The organism is Pseudomonas iridis (genome assembly GCF_017980685.1).
In the GTDB taxonomy this organism is placed as follows: Bacteria; Pseudomonadota; Gammaproteobacteria; order Pseudomonadales; family Pseudomonadaceae; genus Aquipseudomonas; species Aquipseudomonas iridis.
In genome coordinates, this window is record NZ_JACXXO010000001.1 from 338088 (window position 1) to 355737 (window position 17650).

Here is a 17650-nt window from a genome sequence, read left to right on the forward strand (position 1 = left end):
AACACCCTAGAGAGCCTAAATGAACGAACTGGCGGATAAGATCCAACAGGATTTGGTTGAGGCCATCGATAAAGATGAGCTGGTTCTGCCAACATTGCCGGAAGTAGCCTTGCAAATTCGCAAGGCTGCTGAAGATCCGGAAATCAGCGTCAGCGAGCTGAGCAAAGTCATCGGCCGTGACACGGCGCTGTCGGCGCGCCTGATCAAAGTGGTCAACAGCCCGCTGCTGCGCGCGGCGCAGGAAGTCACCGACCTGCATACCGCCATCACCCGCCTGGGCATCAACTACAGCAGTAACCTGGCGATCGGCCTGGTGATGGAGCAGATTTTCCACGCCAGTTCCGAAGTGGTGGAACAGAAAATGCGCGAAGTCTGGCGCAAGAGCCTGGAAATCGCCGGGGTCAGTTATGCGTTGTGTCGTCGTTATACCCAACTCAAGCCGGATCAGGCGGCGCTGGGTGGACTGGTGCATCAGATCGGCGTGCTGCCGATTTTGACCTACGCCGAAGACCACTATGAACTGCTCTCGGATTCGGTCAGCCTCAACCATGTAATCGACCACCTTCATCCGTTGCTCGGCGACAAGCTCTTGCGCGTCTGGGATTTTCCGGAACGACTGGTGGAGCTGCCGGGGCTGTATCAGGATCTCAAACGCGACTCGGTACAGATCGATTACGTCGATCTGGTGCAGGTGGCGAGCCTCTATTGCCACAAGGGCACTGACCATCCGTTTGCGCGGATTGATCCGCTGAGTGTTCCGGCGTTCAGGAAGCTTGGGATTGATCCGGAGAACAAAGCGCTGTGCGCGGATCTGGAAGAATCGCGCTCGATGTTTTACTGATCGAGAACCGCGACGCGCCCTTCGCGAGCACCTCGCTCCCACATTGGAATGCATTCCCCCTGTGGGAGCGAGCCTGCTCGCGAAGAGGCCGGCAAGAACCCCGCAGAATCACCCCGCAATAAAACTCACCCGTACCTTCAGCCCTGCCTGTTCACCATCATGCAGCGTGATCTGAGCCAGATGTGCCCGGCAGATCTCGCCGACAATCGCCAGCCCCAACCCCGACCCCGCCACCTGCTGATTACGCCGATAGAAGCGCTCGAACACTCGATCGCGCTCTTGCAGCGGAATCCCCGGCCCGTCGTCTTCAACCTCAAGCACTGCCGGGGTCAGCACGCGCAAGATCACGTTGCCGCCCGGCGGCGTATGCGCCAAGGCGTTATCCACCAGATTGCTCAACAACTCATTCAGCAGCGTCGGCTCGCCACGCAGCCACACCGGTTCATCGGCCTCCAGCGCCAGCGCCACCCCGCGCTTGTGCGCCAGTGGCGCCATGGCCATGCCCAACTCGCGGGCCAACTGGCTCAGATCGAGCAACTGCGCACCGCCCTCGGCAATCGCTCGGGCGCCATTTTCGACGCGCGCCAGCGACAGCAATTGATTGGCCAGATGAGTCAGACGATCGGTGCCTTGGGCCGAAGATTCCAGCGTCGTCCGCCAGACCTGCGGGTCATTTGAACGCAGCCCCAATTCCAGCCGCGCCTTCAACGCCGCCAGTGGTGTGCGCAACTCATGCGCCGCATCGGCGATGAACTGCGCCTGGCGCTCGAACTGACCCCGCAGGCGCTCGGTGAAATGGTTGAGCCCGCGCACCAGCGGCCAGAGTTCGTGTTGCACTTCCACCAGTGGCAATGGCCGCAAGTCATCGGGTTGGCGCTCTTCGACTGCCGTGCGCAAACGCTCCAGCGGACGCAGTGCGGCGCTGACGGCAAACCAGACCAACAGCAAGGCACCGATCGCCAACATACCCAAACGCAACAGCGTATCGGCCGCCAGACTGCGCGCCATGCTGACGCGGGCTTCGTCGGTTTCGGCCACGCGGATTTCCGCCATGCCATTCATGTTCGGCTCGCTCACCGCTTTGAGCAAGCTGACCACGCGCACGTTCTGTCCTTTGTAAGTGGCATTGTAGAAACGCGCCAGCGCCGGATAGCTGTCAGTTCTTGGTGTACCGGGAGGTGGCCCGGGGAGGTTTTCGTAGCCGGAAATCAGCTTTTGATGAATGTCGTTGACCTGGTAGTAAATCCGTCCGGCGCTGTCGTAAGCGAAGGTATCGAGGGCCACATAAGGCACGTCGGCACTGAGGCTGCCATCACGTTGCGACAGGCCAGCGGCGATGGTTCGCGCCGACGCCAGCAACGTGCGGTCGTACGCCGTGTCGGCCGCCTCGCGTCCATTCCAGTAAGCACTCAAGCCGCTGGCGAGCATCAACACCACCAGCAACGACGCCAGGTTCCACAGCAACCGCCAACGCAGGCTGCTGGGCTTATGCATCGCGGCTTTCCAGCAGATAGCCGAGGCCGCGGAAGGTCACGATCGCGACCGGTTGACCGTCGAGTTTCTTGCGCAAGCGGTGCACGTAGATTTCGATGGCATCGGGGCTGGCCTCTTCATCAAGACCAAACACCTGCGCGGCCAGTTGCTCTTTGCTCATGACTCGCCCCGGCCGGGCGATCAGCGCTTCGAGCACGGCTTGCTCGCGGGACGTCAGCGTGAGCAGTTCCTCACCGAGTGAGAAGCGTCGGGTGTCGAGATCATAGGCCAGCACCCCGCAGCGCTGCTGGCGTTCACCGCCCAACACACTGCGTCGCAACAGCGCTTTGACCCGGGCTTCCAGTTCGGTCAGTTCGAACGGCTTGGCGAGGTAGTCGTCGGCGCCAAGATTGAGGCCGTGCACCCGATCTTTCACATCGCTGCGCGCCGTCAGCATCAGCACCGGCAGATTTTTCCCGCGAGCCCGCAGCCGCGCCAACACCTCAAATCCGCCCATGCGCGGCAGGCCGACATCGAGGATCGCCACGGCGTATTCCTCACTGCCCAGTGCCAGATCGGCAGCCACGCCATCGTGCAACACATCCACGGTCAGACCGGTGCTCTTGAGCGCCTGGGCGACGCTTTCGGCCAGTTGCAGATGGTCTTCGACGAGCAGAACACGCATGGATTTTTACCTCGTTCAGGGATGGCCGACGCCACTCTTTGCCGCGGAGTTTACAGCCGCAACCGCCACTGTGAAGCCCGAAAACATTGAAAGCCAACTGAAAGGTTAGCGAAAGGTTAGGCCGTTACAGTCGATTTACGGAGAGTTTCGACTGCCGTCGCTGCTGCCACACAGCGCTACGAAAAACGCCACGAAGCGTTTTCGACCAATAAGAACAATAATCGGAGTACGCCCGCATGCCGTCCATGCAGCCCCAGGTCCTTGTGCCTGTTCGCCCTTCCCGTATCAGCCACACCGCCCTCGCCAGTGCAGCCGCCCTCGCGGGTTTTTCGCCGTTGAGTTTTGCCGACTTCATTGAAGACAGCAGCGCCAGCCGAACCCCAGATCAACCATGTAGTACAAAGCGGCCCTTTGAAGGAGGTCGCCGTGCGTCTACGCAATGCCATTGACCGATCCCGCGACTCCGCTCGCCATGCAGACGAAGTGCGTTTGCTGATGAGCAATAACATTGGTCTTTGGTAAATGCCTGTCAGTGAAAAACACGTCAAACAACAACAATGCCCGTGGAGAATCGAATGAACCTGTCACTGCGTAAAGTTGCACTCGCCGCCAGTTGCGTGCTGTTCGCTGGCCAACTCATGGCCGAACCGAAGCGCCCGGAATGTATCGCTCCGGCGTCGCCCGGCGGTGGTTTCGACCTGACCTGCAAACTGGTGCAGAGCGCGCTGGTCAACGAAAAACTGCTGTCCAAACCGATGCGCGTGACCTACATGCCCGGCGGTGTTGGCGCGGTGGCTTACAACGCAGTGGTTGCGCAGCGGCCAGCCGATGCCGGCACGCTGGTGGCGTGGTCGAGCGGTTCGCTGCTGAACCTGGCGCAAGGCAAGTTCGGACGCTTCGATGAGAGCAACGTGCGCTGGCTCGCGGCAGTCGGCACCAGCTACGGTGCCATCGCGGTGAAAAGCGATTCGCCCTACAAGACCCTCGACGATCTCGTTCAGGCATTGAAGAAAGATCCCGGCTCCGTGGTCATCGGTTCCGGCGGCACCGTCGGCAGCCAGGACTGGATGCAAACCGCACTGATCGCCAAGGCTGCCGGGATCAACCCGCGCGAACTGCGTTACGTCGCCCTCGAAGGTGGCGGCGAGATCGCCACCGCCCTGCTCGGCGGCCACATTCAGGTTGGCAGCACCGACATCTCCGACTCCATGCCGCACATCCAGAGCGGTGACATGCGCCTGCTCGCGGTATTCGCTGACAAGCGTCTCGACGAACCGGAAATGAAAGAAATCCCGACCGCTCGCGAGCAAGGCTACGACATCGTCTGGCCAGTGGTTCGCGGTTTCTACCTGGGGCCAAAAGTCAGCGATGAAGACTACGCCTGGTGGAAAGATTCGTTCGACAAACTGCTGGCCTCCGACGAGTTCGCCAAGCTGCGCGATCAGCGTGAACTGTTCCCGTTCGCCATGACCGGCCCGGAACTGGACACCTACGTGAAGAAGCAGGTTGCGGACTACAAAGTGCTGGCCAAAGAGTTCGGCCTGATTCAGTGATCGCCTCTGTCTAGCGGCCGCAGCCCCCGTTCGCGGGGCCGCGGCACAGGAGTTTCCCATGCTCTTACAACGCATTTTCGCTTCGGTGCTATTGCTGGCCTGTGTCGGCCTGGCACTGATGGCGTGGCCGTACCAAGCGGCTTTTTCCTACGAACCGGTGGGCCCGCGCGCCTTCCCTCTGCTGATGCTCGGCCTGATGGGCGCAGCGCTGCTGTACATGGTGTTCCGCCCGACGCCGATCGAACACACTGAAGACGAGCCGCCACTGGATCGCCAGACCCTGACCAAGATCAGCATCTGCGTCGTGCTGTTGCTGGTGTTCGCCGGCCTCTTCGAACCCTTGGGCTTCATTCTCAGCAGCATGCTGATCGGCATTCCGATGGCGCGTCTGTATGGCGGTCGCTGGATGCCGAGCGTCGTGGTGACCACCCTGATGGCCATCGGTCTTTACCTGCTGTTCGACCGTGTGATGGACGTTCCGCTGCCCCTCGGCCTGCTCGACGTTCTGGAGAACTGATATGGATACTCTTGGCTATTTGGGTCAGGGCTTCGGCGTCGCGCTGAGCCCCTACAACCTGGTGACCGCGCTGTGCGGCACGCTGATCGGCACCGTTGTCGGCCTGTTGCCGGGGCTGGGCCCGATCAACGGCGTGGCGCTGCTGATCCCGATCGCATTCGCCCTCGGCCTGCCACCGGAGTCGGCACTGATTCTGCTGGCGGCGGTGTATCTGGGCTGCGAATACGGTGGCCGGATCAGCTCGATCCTGCTGAACATTCCGGGCGAAGCTTCCACCGTGATGACCACCCTCGACGGCTACCCGATGGCCCGCAAAGGCATGGCCGGTGTGGCGCTGTCGTTGTCGGCGTGGAGTTCGTTCATCGGCGCCTTCATCGCCACGTGCGGCATGGTGATGTTCGCCCCGCTGCTGGCGAAATGGGCGATTGCCTTTGGCCCGGCGGAATACTTCGTGCTGATGGTGTTTGCGATTGTCTGCCTGGGCGGCATGGCTGGTGATCGACCACTGAAGACATTTATTGCGGCGTTGATCGGTTTGTTCCTGTCGACGGTCGGCATCGACGCCAACAGCGGCGTGTACCGTTTCACCGGCGATAACATTCACCTGACCGACGGCATTCAATTCGTCGTGCTGGTGCTGGGCCTGTTCTCGATCAGCGAAATTCTGTTGCTGCTGGAGAAAACCCATCGCGGCCAGGAAGCGGTGAAAGCCACCGGTCGAATGATGTTCAACTTCAAGGAAGCGGCGTCGGTGTTCACCGTGAACATCCGTTGCGGCCTGCTCGGGTTCATCATGGGCGTGTTGCCGGGTGCCGGTGCGACGCTGGCCAGTGCCGTGGCCTACATGACCGAAAAACGCATCGCCGGGACCAGCGGCAAGTTCGGTGAAGGCGATGCCCGTGGCCTGGCCGCCCCGGAAACCGCCATTGGTGCATCGGCTTGCGGCGCCCTGGTGCCGATGCTGACGCTCGGCGTTCCGGGTTCGGGTACCACGGCGGTGATGATCGGCGCGCTGTCGCTGTACAACATCACTCCGGGGCCGCTGTTGTTCCAGCAACAACCGGACATCGTCTGGGGCCTGATCGCGTCGTTGTTTGTCGCCAACATCATGCTGGTGATCCTCAACATTCCGATGATCCGCATCTTCACCCGCATCCTCGCCGTGCCGAACTGGGCACTGGTGCCAGTCATCGCGATCATCACCGGCATCGGCGTCTATGCAGTACACGCGACCACCTTCGATCTGTTCCTGATGGTCGGCATCGGCATCTTCGGTTACATCCTGCGCAAGCTCGACTTCCCGTTGTCGCCGGTTCTGCTGGGTTTCATCCTCGGTGGTCTGATGGAGCAGAACCTGCGTCGCGCGCTGTCGATCTCCAACGGCGCACTGGAAATCCTCTGGTCGAGCCCGATCACCTTCGGGGTCTGGGTACTGACCGCGATCATGTTGCTCGTGCCGCTGCTGCGCATCTGGCGCAAACGTTCGGTCGCTCGGCGCGCTATCGCCGATGTTTGATCGGCTGTCGCTAAAGTCCTGGTGGGGAACCCCGCTGGTCGGTCTGCTTGGCGGTTACCTCGCCAGCCAGATCGGCTGGCCGTTGCCGTGGATGGTCGGCTCGTTGCTGGCGATCATCCTCGTGCGCTGCCTGACCCCGTGGCAACTGACGGAAATCCCTGGCGGGCGCAAATGCGGCCAGTGGATCGTCGGGATCGGCATTGGCCTGCACTTCACCCCGGTGGTGATGGAGCAGGTGCTGAGTCATTTCGGTTTGATCTTCTTCGGTGCGCTGGTCACCAGTTTGTCGGCGGTGGTTGGCGTGTGGTTGATGCGCCGCACCGGTGAGGACCGCGCCACGGCGTTTTTCTCCAGCATGCCCGGTGGCTCCGGGGAGATGGTCAACCTCGGCGCACGCAACGGCGCAATGCTCAGCCATGTCGCGGCGGGGCAAAGCCTGCGGGTATTGGTGGTGGTGCTGTGTGTGCCGGCGGCGTTCAAGTATTTGCTTGGCGACGGCACGCCAATTTCTCATGCCGGCAGCGTCGATTGGCGCTGGCTGGCCATCCTGTTTCCGGCGGGCGCCCTGCTCGCCTGGATCTGGCAGCGCCTGCGCCAACCCAATCCATGGCTGTTCGGGCCGTTGCTGGTGAGTGCGGCGGTGAGCATCGGCTGGGATCTGCACATCGGCTTGCCCGATGGCGGCAGCCAGATTGGCCAATGGTTGATCGGCAGCGGATTGGGTTGTCACTTCAACCGGCAGTTTTTCAGGCGTGCGCCGTCATTCATGGGCCGCACGTTGATCGGTACGGCACTGACCATGTTGATCGCAACCTTGGCGGCGCTGGGACTGAGCGCTTTAACGCATCTGGATCTGCGTTCGCTGACGCTGGGCATGATGCCCGGTGGTATCGCCGAGATGAGCCTGACGGCGGAAACCCTGCAACTGTCGGTGCCGCTGGTGACGGCGATGCAGGTGATGCGGCTGTTGTTTGTGCTGTTTCTGGCCGAGCCGTTGTTCAAGTACTGGAATCGTAATCCCGAGTAAGACCGAGTTGGCTTCATCGCTGGCAAGCCAGCTCCCACAGTGTTCCGGGGTGTGCACATAATTTGTGGTACGCACTGAAACCTGTGGGAGCTGGCTTGCCAGCGAAGGGGCCCTTCGGCAAACATCAAACGGGCGGCAACCGCCACTCAATCGGCGTCTCGCCATTCTGCTCAAGAAACTTGTTGGTCCGGCCGAAGTGCCCGCATCCCAGAAAGCCACGATAAGCCGACAGCGGCGACGGATGCACCGAGGTCAGCACCAGGTGCTTGGTCGCATCGATCAGCTTCTGCTTGCTCTGCGCATGAGCGCCCCACAGCATGAACACCAGATGCGGTTGCCGCTCGCTGACCAGTTCAATGATCCGGTCAGTGAAAAACTGCCAGCCCTTGTCCTTGTGCGCATTGGCGTTGGCGCGCTCGACGGTCATGGTGGTGTTGAGCATCAACACGCCTTGATCCGCCCAGCTCTGCAAGTAACCGTGGCTGGGGATGTCGATGTTCAGGTCGCGCTTCAACTCTTTATAGATGTTGACCAGCGACGGCGGCGCTGGCACGCCCGGTTGCACCGAGAAACACAAGCCGTGGGCCTGGCCCGGGCCGTGGTAGGGGTCCTGGCCGAGGATCACCACCTTCACTTTATCCAGCGGCGTGGAGTTCAGCGCATTGAAAATCAGCGGCCGTGGCGGATAGATTTCCTTGCCGGCCGCCTGCTCCTGCTGCAGAAAGTTGCGCAACTCTGCCATGTAAGGCTGGTCGAATTCAGCACGCAGTGCCTCCTTCCAGCTCGGTTCGAGTTTGATACGGTCGTCAGCAGTCATGGTCATACCCGGCAAAAACAATGGGGCGAACCCTAGGAAAGCCGGCCACGCTTGTCAATTGATCTGACGCAGATCCGGCACTTTCCCACGCAGCGATCATACTGATCGTTCAAATTTCCGATCGAGGTCACGATGAATCTGCACTTCGAAGAACTCTGCGGCACCGCCGGCGCCCGCATCGGTATCGCCAGCCTGGATGCTGAAAAATCGCTCAACGCGCTGTCGCTGCCGATGATCAACGCCCTTAGCGACAAGCTGGACGCCTGGGCCAAAGACCCGCAAATCGTCTGCGTGCTGTTGCGCGGCAACGGCGCCAAAGCCTTCTGCGCTGGCGGTGAAGTGCGCAGCCTGGTGGAAGCCTGTCGCGCGCATCCCGGCGAAGTCCCACCGCTGGCAGCACAGTTTTTTGCGGCCGAATACCGATTGGATTACAGCCTGCACACCTATCCGAAACCACTGATCTGCTGGGGCCACGGTTATGTGCTGGGCGGCGGTATGGGTCTGTTGCAAGGCGCCAGTACGCGGATCGTCACGCCGAGCAGCCGTCTGGCGATGCCGGAAATCAGCATCGGGCTGTATCCGGATGTCGGCGCCAGTTGGTTCCTGGCACGGTTGCCGGGCAAGCTCGGTCTGTTCCTCGGATTGACCGGCGCGCACATGAACGGCCGTGACGCGATCGATCTCGATCTAGCCGACCGCTTTCTGCTCGACGAGCAACAACCGGAGCTGATTGAAGGCCTGCTGCAACTCAACTGGCAGGAACAGACCGCCATGCAGCTCAACAGCCTGCTCAAGGCCTTGCAGCAGGAAGCTGCGGCGCAAATGCCCGAGGCGCAGTGGCTGCCGCGTCGTCAGCAAATCGACGAACTGCTCGACGTCAGCGACGTGACCTGCGCCTGGAAAGCCATCAGTCTGCAGCGCGACAGCAGCGATCCGCTCATCGCCCGGGCAGCAAAAACGCTTAGCGAAGGCTCGCCGCTGACCGCCCATCTGGTCTGGGAACAGGTTATCCGCGCACGGCACATGTCGCTGGCTGAAGTCTTTCAGATGGAATACACCCTGAGCCTCAATTGCTGCCGTCATCCTGAGTTCAGCGAAGGAGTTCGGGCACGGTTGATCGATAAGGATCAGAAACCGCACTGGCATTGGCCGGACATCAGCAGCGTGCCGGATGCGGTGGTTGAGGCGCACTTTCACAAGGTGTGGGAGGGTCGGCATCCGTTGGCGGATTTGACGGCTTACTGACTAAATCGCAGACACAAAAAAGCGGCGCATCATGCGCCGCTTTTTTTGGCGGGTCAGTTACCAGCGATTGCCACGTCCATTGTGGTCGCGCCGACCGCTGTGGCGGTCGTAATTGCCGCGACCGCGGCGGTCGTTGTCCCAACCGCCGCGACGGTGGCCGTCCCAGCGACCCCGATCATTACCGTGCCAGCGACGGCTCTCGTAGTACCGCGGGGCCGGTTGATAATAGCGCGGGGCCGACTGGTAATAACGCGGTTGCTGATAGTAACGCGGCGCTGGCTGGTAGTAGCGCGGGGCCGAGTAATACGTGCCGCCAGTGTTGTAGTACGCCGGTGCGGGTGATGTGTAGACCTCAGACCTGTAATAAGTGTCCGCGTACGAATACGGGGCACAACCGGTGACGGAAAACATCAACGCAGCAAGCAGAAGAATTCGTCGATACATGGCGGCCTCCTGGACCGCGGGTAGCCACACCAGCGACGCTGGCAGGCGTCAGTCTTTTATTCGGTGACTGACGAAAGATCAGACATCGATTTCCGAATCTGGTGCGATTCCGCAACAAGTTGAAACAAGTGATTATTAAACGCCACTATCCCCTTCAGGAGTGAATTTCCTCGCGATAGCGATTCACCGGCCAAATCGACATTGACTGACCTGCTGCATTCGCGAGTAAGCTCGCTCCCACAAGGCCCTGCGCAATTTGCACGACTACAGGAACGAACATTCGCGCCGCCCATGGAGCAGTTATTTCCGCACAGTGCCTTTAGAATGCTGCCATCGGGCCATTATCAACGGAACTGCCATGCCGCTTCGTTCTCCGCTGTACTCCCAACGTTCGTTGGTACTGACGCTGATCGCCCTGCTCGGCGCTGGCTTCCTCGCCACCTCGCTGCTGAGCTACTACGCCTCGCGCGCCTCGATCCGCGACAACATCGTCAACACCGAATTGCCGCTGACTTCCGATACCGTCTATTCGGAAATCCAGAAAGACCTTGTCAGACCTATCCTGATTTCCTCGATGATGTCCCGCGACACATTCATGCGCGATTGGGTGGTGAACGGTGAGCAGAATCCCGAGCAGATGACCCGTTATCTCAATGAGGTCATGACCCACTACGGCGCCTACACCGCGTTTTTCGTCTCCAATACCACCCTCACTTACTACCACGCCAAAGGTGTACTCAAGCAGGTCAGCGTCGATGAGCCGCGCGACGCTGGTACTTTCGCGTTAGGGACATGGAAGATCCGTACGAGATCAATGTCGACCCGGATCTGGCCAACAAGGACAACCTGACGTTCTTCATCAATTACAAGGTCTACGACTACCACAACCGCTTCATTGGCGCGGCCGGCGTCGGTCTGACCGTGGACGCGGTGATCAAACTGATCGACAAGTATCAACAACGCTATCAACGCAGCGTTTACTTCGTCGACACCTTCGGCCGACTGGTACTGACCGGTGCCGAAGGCGGGCCTGAAGGCGCGCATATCGGGCAAAGCCTCGCTGAAGTCGACAGCATGAAAAGCCTGGTCAGCCTGTTACCCAAACCCCACAGCGGCAGCTACGAGTATTCGACCCATGGCCAGGGGCACTTCCTCAACGTGCGGTTTATTCCGGAACTCAACTGGTACCTGTTTGTTGGTAAACGCGAGGATGGCGCGCTGATTGAAATCCGCCAGTCGCTCTATCTCAATCTGCTGATCTGTCTGCTGGTAACGTTGATCGTGTTGGCGCTGCTCAATCGCGTGATCAAACGGTTTCAATCGAAGATCCAGGCCCAAGCCACCCTTGACAGCCTTACCGAACTGACGAACCGCCGCGGTTTCGACCTGCTTGCCGCTCAGGCTCTGCACGAAGCGCAGCGTGAAACCAGACCGCTGACGGCGCTGCTACTGGATCTCGATCACTTCAAGGTGTTGAACGACACTTATGGTCACATGGCCGGCGATCAGGTGTTGATCGGGTTTGCGCGGGATCTGCAAAGTTGCCTGCGCCATGCCGATATCGTTTGCCGCTGGGGCGGCGAGGAATTCATCGTATTGCTCAAGGACACCGACGGCGACACCGGCCAGAAAATTGCCGAGAAGATTCGCCAGCACATCGAACAACAGGAATATGCCTACAACGGCCACACCCTGAATCTGACCGTGAGCATCGGCGCAACCACCCTGCAGCGCGATGACACCTTGCACAGTCTGCTGTCGCGGGCCGATCATGCGATGTACCGGGCCAAACAAACCGGCCGCAATCGCACCTGCGTGGAAATGCCTCACTCGACCTATGCCTGAATCTGACGTTAAACCCGACCTCTGCCCGGCCTGCGGCGCCCGCAACGATTGCAGCCTGGCTGACCCGCGCACCGCCGACCGCGCCTGCTGGTGCTACGGCGTGAGCATTGATCCGGCGGTGCTCCAAGCCTTGCCGCCAGCACTGCGCGACAAGTCCTGCCTGTGCCCGCGATGCGCGCAGGTCGAGGCGCAACTGCAAGCGGCCGGTCAGCCGATCCCGTAAGATGCGTGCCCCTTGATCCGTTGAAACCTGAACATGCGCGTCGACCGCTTCCTCAGCAATCTGCCCCGCTACAACCGTCAGCAGGTTCGCCTGTTGCTGGTGGAAAAGCGCGTGCGCGTTGACGGAAAAGTCGTCAGTGACCCGCACAGTGAAGTTCTTGAATTCAGCCGTGTCGAAGTCGATGACGAAGTGTTGCAACTCGGCAAACCGGCGCGCTACTTCATGCTGCACAAGCCACCGGGCTGCGTCAGTGCCACTCGCGATCCGCAACATCCGACCGTGCTCGACTTGATCAATGAACCGGACAAGGACGAACTGCACATCGCCGGGCGCCTGGACTTCAACACCACCGGGCTGATGCTGATCACCAACGACGGCGCCTGGTCGCGGCGCCTGACCCAGCCGCAAACCAAATTGCCAAAGGTCTATTACGTCGAGACCGAGCAGGAAATCGGCGCGCAATATGCGAGCACGTTTGCCGAAGGCATCTACTTCGCCTTCGAAGACCTGACCACGCAACCTGCGCAGCTGGAGCTACTCGGATCACGCTCGGCACGCCTGAGCATCGTCGAGGGCCGCTACCATCAGGTGAAGCGCATGTTTGGCTTTTTCAACAACAAAGTGCTGCGTCTGCACCGCGAATCCATGGGCCCGCTGCGGCTCGATGACGCGCTAAAACCGGGCGAGTATCGCGCTTTGCGCACCGAAGAGATTCATTTGTTCTAAGCAGCCGACCGCTCAGCAGAAGTTGTCGAACAATTTACCTGCGGCACTTGCGCGATCCTGCTCCCCCTGCTTGAATCAGGACGTCGGCCGAAATGTGACCGATGAGTCACACCATACCTCTAAGAAACTTTTTGCCGGTCGTCGGCCCTCAAGGGCTGCGCCTCAGCCGGCAGACTGCCCGCCAATAACAATACCCGTCGACCGTAGTCATGGATCGACATGGGCCAAGCAAATTCCAGGCGTATGCCTACCTGTCACAAAGCTCGTGCAATGTCTATTTGCGCGCATACCCGCTTGCTTGCCAGGAGTCTTATGACATGAGGCCAGAAATCGCTGTGCTGGATATACAGGGTCAGTATCGGGTTTACACGGAGTTCTATCGCGCAGACGCCGCAGAAAAAACCATCATTCTGGTCAACGGCTCGATGGCCACGACTGCGTCGTTTGCACAAACCGTGAAAAATCTGCACCCGCAATTCAACGTGGTCTGCTACGACCAGCCCTACGCGGGCCGGTCAAAAGCCCACAACCGTCACGAGAAACATCTGACGAAGGACGTTGAAGGGCAAATTCTGCTGGAATTGATTGACCACTTCGCCGCCGAACACGTGCTGTCGTTCTCCTGGGGCGGCGCCGCGACACTGGTTGCCCTTGCTAACCAGCCACGGCGCATCGAAAAAGCGGTGATCAGCTCGTTCTCGCCGGTGATCAACGCGCACATGCTTGATTACCTGGAGCGCGGCGTCGATTACCTCGGCCAGCGTGACGGTGATCGGGTCGGGCATCTGGTCAACAGCACTATCGGCAAACACCTGCCGTCATTGTTCAAACGCTTCAACTATCGCCACGTCAGCAGCCTGGCCGAGCACGAATACGGGCAGATGCACTTTCACATCAGCGACGTGCTGCACAGCGATCGTCAGTGCTATTTAAACGCGGCGAAGAAGATCAACGTGCCGGTACTGTTTCTCAACGGTGAATGGGACGAATACACCGCCGCCGAAGATGCGCGTCTGTTCGGCAACCACGTGGCACAGAGCACCTTCACCACCGTGCAAGCCACCGGGCATTTTCTCGACATGGAGCACAAAGCTGCGTGCCGGGACAGCCAGAACGCCTTGCTGGGCTTTTTGAAACCGGCACCGCAGGCGAGCCGAACGCGGTACTCGTTTGTTCAGGATCAACATGCACTGGCCATTTGAAAGAGCGTCATCGCGAGCGAGCCTGCCGGGCTAACCGTTTTGTTTACGCCCCCCGCAGTGCTCGCTTGCGATCGACCGATTCAGCGCTGTAATGCCTTGCGCAAAAAAAGAAAAACTTCAAATTCCCCGCCGAGTCTGGTACAAAGTCAGCCGCTCTGAGCGGGTATAGTTTAATGGTAGAACAGTAGCTTCCCAAGCTTCCGACGAGGGTTCGATTCCCTCTACCCGCTCCACTAAAATTTTGTCTCACGTTGTTTTTTTACGGGAGATGCAGAACAGAAAAAACCGGCCTTGATGGCCGGTTTTTTTGTGCCCGAAAAAGGGTTACATCTGACATTTGAAACAACGCAAAAGCCTGCAACACACTCTCAATGCCTTCTTCGCCTCCCTCTCTAGACTGCTTCCAACCACTGAGCGGATTAGCAACGGATGACCGCTCGGTGATGACATTGTTGCCCCCAGATCATCGGTAGGTATAGCACCCACCAAGCACACCACAAGGAGGTGTTGTGGATAGCCGTTTTAATCGGTCAGCTCGTCGCAGACGGTTGGTATTTAGTGAGGATCAGAGGCAGTCACCACCACTTCAAGCATCCGACAAGCCTGGACTGGTCACAGTGCCACATCCGACGAAGGATCTGCTGAAGAGAACGGCCATCAGTATTTTGAAGCAGGCGCTGCTTTGACTGGCTCAGTCAGCAACCATGGAGATCAACGAATATGCTCTATCCGATTGCGATTTCAATAGGTGATGAAGAACACGCCTGGGGCGTAGATGTGCCGGATATTCCCGGCTGTTTTTCGGCTGGCGACGATCTGGATGATGCCGTCGCCATGGCTCGCGAAGCCATCGAGGGGCATTTCGAGATTCTGGCCGAGGACGGCGCGCCGATTCCGGCTGCCAGTAAACTGGGGCTGCATGTGGCCAATCCGAAATACGCCGGATGTGCGTGGGCAGTGGTGGATATTGATGTCGTGAAGTATTTGGGAAAAGCCCAGAAACTCAACATCACGCTGCCTGGGCATTTGCTCAACCGCATTGATGAATATGTCCTGCATCACCCGGAGGAGAAGAGTCGTTCAGGGTTTCTGGCTTCGGCTGCCTTGAAGGTGTTGCAGCAGGGTTGAGACGGTGATCGAGGCCGCCACCGGCGGCGTCGTGAATTTACAATGAAATCGTGCGCCAACATTACAGTTCTCCAACACTCAATCGGTTCTCACCTTGCGCCTGCGCCGCTAGCATTTACCCATCGACCACCACCCTCCCCCTGCGCGGCCATCGACGAATACGCGTCATCACTTTCGAGGGAACCCAATGCGGCCACTTTGCCGCTGACGACCGAACTCAAAAGAGCACTCCCCATGACTCAAAACATCTACGACGATCCCGAATTCTTCCAGGGCTACAGCCAGATGAACCGCTCCATCGGCGGCCTCGATGCCGCGCCGGAATGGCCTGCGCTCAAGGCATTGCTGCCCTCCATGCATGGTTTGCACGTGGTGGATCTGGGTTGCGGCTATGGCTGGTTCAGCCGCTGGGCCAGCGAGCACGGTGCGGCCAATGTGCTGGGGCTGGACGTCTCGGAGAAAATGCTGCAGCGAGCACGCGACACCACTTCGGTGGCGAACATCCGCTACGAACGCGCCGACCTGGAACAACTCGACTTGCCCGCGTGCAGTTTCGACCTGGCCTACAGCTCGCTGGCCTTGCATTACATCAAGGATCTGCCAGGACTGTTTGCCCACCTCTACGCAGCGCTGAAACCGGGTTCACATTTTGTGTTTTCCATCGAACACCCGATCTTCATGGCGCCACGCAATCCCGGTTGGCTGATCGACAGCGAAGGTCGTAAGCGCTGGCCGCTGGACAGTTATCAGCTGGAAGGCGAACGGATGACGAATTGGCTGGCCGACGGGGTGATCAAGCAGCACCGTACTGTCGGAACTTTGCTCAATTCACTGATTGGCGCTGGATTTACTATTCGCCATGTCAACGAGTGGGGGCCAAGCGATGCGGAAGTGGCAGCGCAACCGGCGCTGGCTGAAGAGCGTGAGCGGCCGATGATGATGTTGGTGGCGGTGCAAAGATAAATCGCAAAAAGGGCCGATCACATCGGCCCTTTTTTCATTTCAGCGCGTCGCCACAATAAACAACCGCGGAAACGGCAACAGCACCGAGCCATCCGCCAACGCCGGATAAGCCTTCTCAACCTCAGCCAGATACCGCTCCAGATACTGTGCCCGCTCGCTTTCAGTCAACGGACTCAGAAACGGAATCAGCCCACTGCCCTTGAACCACTCGACCACTCCGCCAGCGCCATCCGACAGCTGATGGTGATACGTGGTGCGCCACACATCGACCCGCGCGCAATGCGGTCGCAGCATCGAGAAATACTCGCTGGCGCTCGCCATGTCCGTACGCTGCCCGGCAGCGTCAGCGAGTTTGCTTGCCCACGGGCCATTCGCCGCGACTTCACGCATCAAGCGGTGGGAGGCCTCATTGAGATTATCCGGCATCTGAATTGCCAGACTGCCGCCCTCCGCGAGCTTGCCCGCCAGCGCCGGCAGCAACGCCGCGTGATCGGATACCCATTGCAATACCGCATTGGCAAAGATCACATCGAAAGGGCCTTCATCGGCCCATCGATCAATCTCGGCGACATCGAACTGCAACTGCGGCAAGCGCTTGCGTGCGGCCGCGATCATGTCTGCCGAGCTGTCCAGCCCACTGACTGTCGCCCCAGGAAAACGCTGCACCAGCAACTCCGTCGAGTTACCCGGGCCGCAACCGATATCGACCACCGATCGCGCTTCAGCCGTGGGAATCGCCGCCAGCAAATCACGGGCCGGGCGGGTGCGTTCATCTTCGAAAGCGACGTACTGTTTGGCGGACCAACTCATTGCGTTCTCCTGTCATGGCGAAAAGCGAGTGCTGCAACGATACCGTTACCAACGAAAACTGGCTCCCCTACCAACGTCGCGCAGGTTTCCTGGATTTGTAAGTAGAATTTTCATCAAGCCGTCAGTGTCTGAATTTCAGGCACCCAACAACAAGGAACACGGCTATGAAATTCGCGAAGATTTCCCAGAAGCTTGCCCTGTGGGCCGGCAGTCCCAAGACGTTTATGGGTGCGTTGATCCTGATTGGGCTGTGGGGAATGAGTGGGCCCATTTTTGGTTACAACGATACGTGGCAGCTGATCATCAATACCTCGACGACGATCATCACGTTCCTGATGGTGTTCCTGATCCAGAATACGCAGAACCGCGACACCGACATCCTGCATTTGAAACTTGATGAATTGCTGCGGGTAAACAAGGAAGCACAAAACGCGATGCTGGGGCTGGAGGCGCTGGACTTGAAGCAGCTGGAAGCGCTGCGCAAGCACTACCGCAGCTTGGGCGAGGGCGAGGTTTTCGATCTTGAGGGGTTAGGCGACAAGGGTAAGGCGAAGCAGGATTTGAATGAGTGCTGATGCAAAAATCTAAAGATCGTCCGATCGCGGCCCGAGCCTGCGGCAGCTCCTACAGAGGAT

General features: G+C 59.3%; 18 protein-coding genes, 1 tRNA gene and 3 pseudogenes. 17 read left to right on the top strand and 5 right to left on the bottom strand.

All coding sequences use genetic code 11. The features are described from left to right. The first annotated feature begins 19 nt into the window (after window positions 1-19). The gene (locus IEQ42_RS01545; protein WP_210702341.1) at window positions 20-841 is read left to right on the top strand and encodes an HDOD domain-containing protein; all 822 of its coding nucleotides are present in this window, start codon (window positions 20-22) and stop codon (window positions 839-841) included. Window positions 842-949: 108 nt separating this feature from the next. On the opposite strand, the gene IEQ42_RS01550 is transcribed toward IEQ42_RS01545, so the two are convergent. Further along, entirely contained in the window at window positions 950-2335 is a 1386-nt protein-coding gene (locus IEQ42_RS01550; protein ID WP_150603047.1) for a sensor histidine kinase, read from the bottom strand. Next, on the bottom strand, window positions 2328-2999 hold the full coding sequence (locus IEQ42_RS01555) for a response regulator (protein ID WP_210702342.1): 672 nt from the start codon (window positions 2997-2999) through the stop codon (window positions 2328-2330). The genes IEQ42_RS01550 and IEQ42_RS01555 overlap by 8 nt, the downstream gene beginning before the upstream one ends. Before the next feature lie 236 nt (window positions 3000-3235). Between IEQ42_RS01555 and IEQ42_RS27245 the strand changes: the two are divergent. From IEQ42_RS27245 to IEQ42_RS01580, 6 genes and pseudogenes are all read left to right on the top strand, one after another. Further along, a pseudogene (locus IEQ42_RS27245) lies at window positions 3236-3373 on the top strand (outer membrane porin, OprD family); the annotation flags it as partial. After that, a complete protein-coding gene (locus tag IEQ42_RS01560) occupies window positions 3354-3521 on the top strand; it encodes an OprD family outer membrane porin (protein ID WP_228731920.1) in 168 nt (55 codons plus the stop codon). The pseudogene IEQ42_RS27245 and the gene IEQ42_RS01560, both read left to right, overlap by 20 nt. 53 nt (window positions 3522-3574) lie before the next feature. Continuing rightward, window positions 3575-4552, top strand: coding sequence for a Bug family tripartite tricarboxylate transporter substrate binding protein (locus tag IEQ42_RS01565; protein WP_210702344.1), 978 nt, complete (start codon window positions 3575-3577; stop codon window positions 4550-4552). 58 nt (window positions 4553-4610) lie between these two features. Beyond that, window positions 4611-5069 carry a tripartite tricarboxylate transporter TctB family protein gene (locus IEQ42_RS01570; protein WP_210622155.1) on the top strand — a complete coding sequence of 153 codons (459 nt, stop codon included), beginning with the start codon at window positions 4611-4613 and terminating at the stop codon, window positions 5067-5069. Window position 5070: 1 nt separating this feature from the next. Beyond that, complete coding sequence (locus tag IEQ42_RS01575) at window positions 5071-6585, top strand: tripartite tricarboxylate transporter permease (protein ID WP_210702345.1); 1515 nt, start codon at window positions 5071-5073, stop codon at window positions 6583-6585. Further along, window positions 6578-7612, top strand: a complete 1035-nt coding sequence (locus IEQ42_RS01580) for an AbrB family transcriptional regulator (RefSeq protein WP_150617713.1) — start codon at window positions 6578-6580, stop codon at window positions 7610-7612. Before IEQ42_RS01575 ends, IEQ42_RS01580 begins: the two co-directional genes overlap by 8 nt. A 124-nt stretch (window positions 7613-7736) precedes the next feature. Here the strand turns inward: IEQ42_RS01580 and ung are convergent, their stop codons facing one another. Further along, entirely contained in the window at window positions 7737-8429 is a 693-nt protein-coding gene (gene ung, locus IEQ42_RS01585; RefSeq protein WP_042561972.1) for a uracil-DNA glycosylase, read from the bottom strand. A gap of 132 nt (window positions 8430-8561) precedes the next feature. Between ung and IEQ42_RS01590 the strand changes: the two genes are divergently transcribed. Beyond that, complete coding sequence (locus tag IEQ42_RS01590; protein ID WP_210702346.1) at window positions 8562-9674, top strand: enoyl-CoA hydratase/isomerase family protein; 1113 nt, start codon at window positions 8562-8564, stop codon at window positions 9672-9674. Window positions 9675-9731: 57 nt separating this feature from the next. Here IEQ42_RS01590 and IEQ42_RS01595 read toward each other — a convergent pair whose 3' ends face one another. After that, window positions 9732-10118: a hypothetical protein gene (locus IEQ42_RS01595; RefSeq protein ID WP_210702347.1), complete on the bottom strand. Its 387-nt coding sequence runs from the start codon at window positions 10116-10118 to the stop codon at window positions 9732-9734. Window positions 10119-10476: 358 nt separating this feature from the next. Between IEQ42_RS01595 and IEQ42_RS01600 the strand changes: the two are divergent. The 8 genes and pseudogenes from IEQ42_RS01600 (at window position 10477) to IEQ42_RS01635 (ending at window position 16205) form a co-directional block, all read left to right on the top strand. After that, window positions 10477-11963, top strand: a pseudogene (locus IEQ42_RS01600) (sensor domain-containing diguanylate cyclase). Further along, window positions 11956-12186, top strand: a complete 231-nt coding sequence (locus IEQ42_RS01605; RefSeq protein ID WP_042558051.1) for a cysteine-rich CWC family protein — start codon at window positions 11956-11958, stop codon at window positions 12184-12186. Before IEQ42_RS01600 ends, IEQ42_RS01605 begins: the two are co-directional and overlap by 8 nt. Before the next feature lie 33 nt (window positions 12187-12219). After that, window positions 12220-12912 (top strand): pseudouridine synthase, encoded by a 693-nt coding sequence (locus IEQ42_RS01610; protein ID WP_210702348.1) that lies wholly within the window; start codon window positions 12220-12222, stop codon window positions 12910-12912. Between the two features lie 317 nt (window positions 12913-13229). After that, window positions 13230-14114: an alpha/beta fold hydrolase gene (locus IEQ42_RS01615; RefSeq protein WP_042558049.1), complete on the top strand. Its 885-nt coding sequence runs from the start codon at window positions 13230-13232 to the stop codon at window positions 14112-14114. Between the two features lie 159 nt (window positions 14115-14273). Continuing rightward, window positions 14274-14347: transfer RNA gene (locus IEQ42_RS01620), tRNA-Gly, on the top strand. 274 nt (window positions 14348-14621) lie between these two features. After that, window positions 14622-14800: pseudogene (locus tag IEQ42_RS01625) on the top strand (type II toxin-antitoxin system HicA family toxin). 34 nt (window positions 14801-14834) lie between these two features. Continuing rightward, on the top strand, window positions 14835-15242 hold the full coding sequence (locus tag IEQ42_RS01630) for a type II toxin-antitoxin system HicB family antitoxin (RefSeq protein WP_210702349.1): 408 nt from the start codon (window positions 14835-14837) through the stop codon (window positions 15240-15242). A gap of 234 nt (window positions 15243-15476) precedes the next feature. Then, on the top strand, window positions 15477-16205 hold the full coding sequence (locus tag IEQ42_RS01635; protein WP_210702350.1) for a class I SAM-dependent methyltransferase: 729 nt from the start codon (window positions 15477-15479) through the stop codon (window positions 16203-16205). A gap of 39 nt (window positions 16206-16244) precedes the next feature. Here the strand turns inward: IEQ42_RS01635 and tam are convergent, their stop codons facing one another. Beyond that, window positions 16245-17015, bottom strand: coding sequence for a trans-aconitate 2-methyltransferase (tam, locus tag IEQ42_RS01640; RefSeq protein WP_210702351.1), 771 nt, complete (start codon window positions 17013-17015; stop codon window positions 16245-16247). 164 nt (window positions 17016-17179) lie between these two features. Here tam and IEQ42_RS01645 point away from each other — a divergent pair, with 164 nt between their 5' ends. Then, window positions 17180-17590, top strand: a complete 411-nt coding sequence (locus IEQ42_RS01645) for a low affinity iron permease family protein (protein ID WP_210702352.1) — start codon at window positions 17180-17182, stop codon at window positions 17588-17590. Window positions 17591-17650 lie beyond the last annotated feature (60 nt).